General features: G+C 72.6%; 5 protein-coding genes. 2 read left to right on the top strand and 3 right to left on the bottom strand.

Going from position 1 to position 3,243, the window contains the following annotated elements:
* Together MXD58_RS23605 and MXD58_RS23600 are read left to right on the top strand one after the other, a co-directional pair.
* The coding region (locus MXD58_RS23605) for a BBE domain-containing protein (protein WP_250609940.1) at window positions 1–583 on the top strand (583 nt) is incomplete at its 5' end.
* Window positions 584–980: 397 nt separating this feature from the next.
* Window positions 981–1,139 (top strand): hypothetical protein, encoded by a 159-nt coding sequence (locus tag MXD58_RS23600; RefSeq protein ID WP_248818171.1) that lies wholly within the window; start codon window positions 981–983, stop codon window positions 1,137–1,139.
* A 27-nt stretch (window positions 1,140–1,166) separates the two neighbouring features.
* On the opposite strand, the gene MXD58_RS23595 is transcribed toward MXD58_RS23600, so the two are convergent.
* The 3 genes from MXD58_RS23595 to MXD58_RS23585 all read right to left on the bottom strand — a co-directional run.
* Window positions 1,167–2,123, bottom strand: a complete 957-nt coding sequence (locus tag MXD58_RS23595; RefSeq protein ID WP_248839879.1) for an NlpC/P60 family protein — start codon at window positions 2,121–2,123, stop codon at window positions 1,167–1,169.
* A 45-nt stretch (window positions 2,124–2,168) separates the two neighbouring features.
* Window positions 2,169–2,771, bottom strand: a complete 603-nt coding sequence (locus MXD58_RS23590; protein WP_248839880.1) for a hypothetical protein — start codon at window positions 2,769–2,771, stop codon at window positions 2,169–2,171.
* A 129-nt stretch (window positions 2,772–2,900) separates the two neighbouring features.
* Window positions 2,901–3,243 (bottom strand): helix-turn-helix domain-containing protein (locus MXD58_RS23585; protein ID WP_308302035.1); only part of this gene is annotated, 343 nt, incomplete at its 5' end.

The raw sequence follows: 3,243 nt of genomic DNA, 5'->3' as shown, positions 1-3,243 counted from the left end.
GCCGTCCAGCGCGTCGGTCGTCACCCGTGAGCATCGGGCCGCGATGCTCATCGAGGCGGGCTGCGCGGGTCGGAGCGTGGCGTCCTGCCATCTGCGCGGCCGCGCTCCGGCGGGCACGCTGGCGCGGGTCGCCCAGCGGGCCGCGTCGGCGTTCCTGCTCAAGCCGATGCCGGCTCCCGGCGTCGAGGCGATGCTCGGCGCGATCGAGCGGCGTCAGCGGATGGCCGGCGCGGGCTCCGGCGCGGTCATCCTGGACACCTGGGGTGGGGAGATCAACCGGGTCGCGCCGGGCGACACGGCGTTCGTCCACCGGGGGGCGATCGCGAGCGCCCAGTACGTCGCCGGCTACGACATCGGTGCGAGCGCGGCGGTGCGGGAGGCCAACCAGGGCTGGCTGCGGTCCACCGTCGCCGCGACCGCGCCCTACGTCTCCCGGACGGCCTATCAGAACTACATCGATCCGGAGCTGGCCGACTGGGCGCAGGCCTACTACGGGGCGAACCTCGAGCGTCTACGGCGCGTCAAGCGGGCTTACGACCCGTCCGGTCTCTTCCGCTTCGCGCAGGGCCTGACGCCCGCCTGAGCCCGGCGGGACGGGCCAGGGTCCGGCCGGGGCCGACCCCGGGCAGGGAGTCGACGTCACCGGCCCGGGGCGGTCCGTTCCATTAGACGCTCGTTACTCATACGTTGCCCATTGGCTACCTATGGTCATCCCCCTGTCCGCTAGGTGTCCCGATCCGCTACGGGCCTTGTCCGCGGCGGTGTTCGGGGAACGCCCGCCTTCGGCAGCCGTCGATACGATCTTCGGATTTTCTCACCCACCACGGGTGAACCTGCCCTGCCACGGTGAGGGTGACAACGACCGCACGGCGGTTCCCCTTGCGATAGCTACTTAAGGTGAGTAGACAAATGCTGTCGGTGGCGAGCCGACATCGGGTGTCCGTCCGGCCGTGCCGGTTGGCTGTGCTGCGAGGTTTTACATGAGTCGACTCATCTGGCCGTGGGGTATCGGGCTGTTCATCATCTTCTACGCGGTGACCTCCCCAGGCAGCGCCGCGGACGTCGTCCACAGCGCGGTCGGGGCACTCGGCGGTGTCGCCAACGGCCTGTCCGACTTCGTCTCCCAAGCGGCGGCCTGACCGGAGACCGGCCCCGTGACCCGTCCGCTAGCGCATTTCCCTGGCCAGCGGCCGGGTCACGGCGACCGTCCCGGTCCAGTCCGAGATATCGGACTCCACGACACCCCAGCGCGCCCCCTTGGCCGCGATGACCCTGCCCTCGCCGATGTACATCCCGACATGGCCAGGGGCATCCGCCGTGCCGTCCGAACCAGGCGTGAACAGCAGATCTCCCGGCTGCGGGTCGACGCCCGCGACCGCCGGTCCGAACTCGAGCTGGTCCGTGGTGACCCGGGGCAGCTCGATGCCGATGAGCCGGTACGCCGCCTGCACGAGCGACGAGCAGTCCCACGTGTCCGGGCCCGTCGCGCCCCACACGTACGGCTTGCCGATCTGCGCCTGCACGAACTCGATCGCCGGCGCGATCGTGCCCGGCGGGATGTCGACCCCGATCTCCAGCGAGTCGCCGTACACCTGCGTCTGGGCGAGGATCGTGCGCACGTAGTTGCGGGTCTCGGTGTACGGCGGCACGCCCGCGTAGGCAAGCACCGCGCCGGCGCCGGCGTTGTACGCGGCGAGCATCTTCTCCTGCCCGTCCCCCGGCACGGACGCGACGGACGCCGCCACCTCACAGTCATACCGGGCCGCGGCGGGGATCGCGTCCGCCGGGTTCCACACATCGCCCTGGCCGTGGCTGGCCCAGGTCGCGGGCATGAACTGGGCGATACCCATCGCGCCGACGGGCGAGGTCGCCCGCGGGTTGAAACCGGACTCCTGCTGCAGCTGGGCGGCGAGCAGCGCCGGGGTCACCTCCGCGCAGCCGGCGGCGTTCGCCGCTTCCGTGATCATCTTGACGTACTCGGCGGGGATACCGCCGGAGTTCTGGATTGCCCGGTTGCCCTTGCCGTGGTCACCGATGAACGGCCCGGCCACCATCACGATCAGTAGCGACACCAGCAGGATGATCCCGCCGACGACCGCCACCGAACCGACGCCCAGCCACATCAGCCAGCTCGACCGGCCTGGTGGGAACCGGCGCGCCACCTGCGCCTACCGCCCCGGGGCGTCGCCGGCGGCGTTGGCGAGATCCGCCCCCGCCACCCGCCACGTCCCGTCCAGCTGGCGCAGCATCGTCAGGGCCGGCGTGGACACGGCCACGACCGGCGCCTGGGTACCCGTCACCGTCTCGCGGCGGACGTTGAGCTGGAGCACGACCCGGCCGGTCGCGCTCGTGTCGATCCCACCGAGCGGGGTGGTCGCAAGGACGGACACCGTCGAGCGGGTGCCCGCGGCGCGTTGGTCCTGCCACGCCTGGCCGTCGGCACCCGCGGCCGCCCCGGCTGTCGCACCCGCGCCCAGCGACGCGGCGAAGTCATCGGTGAGACAGTCCCGCGCCCGTTCCAGGCCGGCCGTCGGCCCCGGGTCCATCCGTGCGTCGAACGACTGCCAGCGAGCGAAGCAGTCGGCGGCCACCGCGGTCGGATCGGTGCGGTCGACCTGGCCGCTGACCGGAGCGGTCGCGGTGGCGAGCGGCGGTCCGGGAGCCTGACTCGCCCCGGGCGGCGGCCCCGTCGTCACCGACACGCTCGGCGACGGTACCTCGGTGACATGGCCGAACGAACCGCAGCCGGCCAGCGCGGCCACCAAGCTCACCCAGACCACCATGGGGAGCACTCTTTGCAGCCGGCCGATGGCTCCGTCGCCAGGTCGAATCGCGATCACGTAGCGCAGCCGCCTACCGCCGGCCACGTGCCAGGACGGCCATCACCGACGCGGTAGTGATCATTCGCGGCCGTCCAGCCAGTCCCGGACCCGCCCGCGGCGCACCCGCCACTGGTGGCCGACCTTGCGGGCCGGGATCGCGCGTTCCGACAGCAGCTTCAGCACCGTGCTCTCGGACAGCCGCAGCCAGGCGACCAGTTCGTCGACGGTGAGGACCTCGTCGTCGTCCGAGGGGCGCGCCGCCGGCCGCGCCGTGCCCGCCGCGCTCCCGCCCGAGGCCGAGTTCAGGGCCGTCGAGCCGGCGGAGGTGGCCGGTGATGCGGCGGGCGGCAGACCGACCGACCTGGCCGCGTTGGCCGAACTGCCGCGGGGCCGGACGGCTCCGCCGGACGCGGCGCGGGGC

The sequence above is a fragment of the Frankia sp. AgKG'84/4 genome, from assembly GCF_023242965.2.
Taxonomy (GTDB): Bacteria; Actinomycetota; Actinomycetes; order Frankiales; family Frankiaceae; genus Frankia.
The sequence above is the reverse complement of the archived record's forward strand: the minus strand, read 5'-3'. Positions and strand labels throughout refer to the sequence as shown.

Excerpts from the sequence above, each read along its gene's own strand:
- MXD58_RS23600 (WP_248818171.1), top strand. The coding sequence starts at position 981 with ATGAGTCGACTCATCTGGCCGTGGGGTATCGGGCTGTTCATCATCTTC.
- MXD58_RS23595 (WP_248839879.1), bottom strand. The coding sequence starts at position 2,123 with ATGTGGCTGGGCGTCGGTTCGGTGGCGGTCGTCGGCGGGATCATCCTG.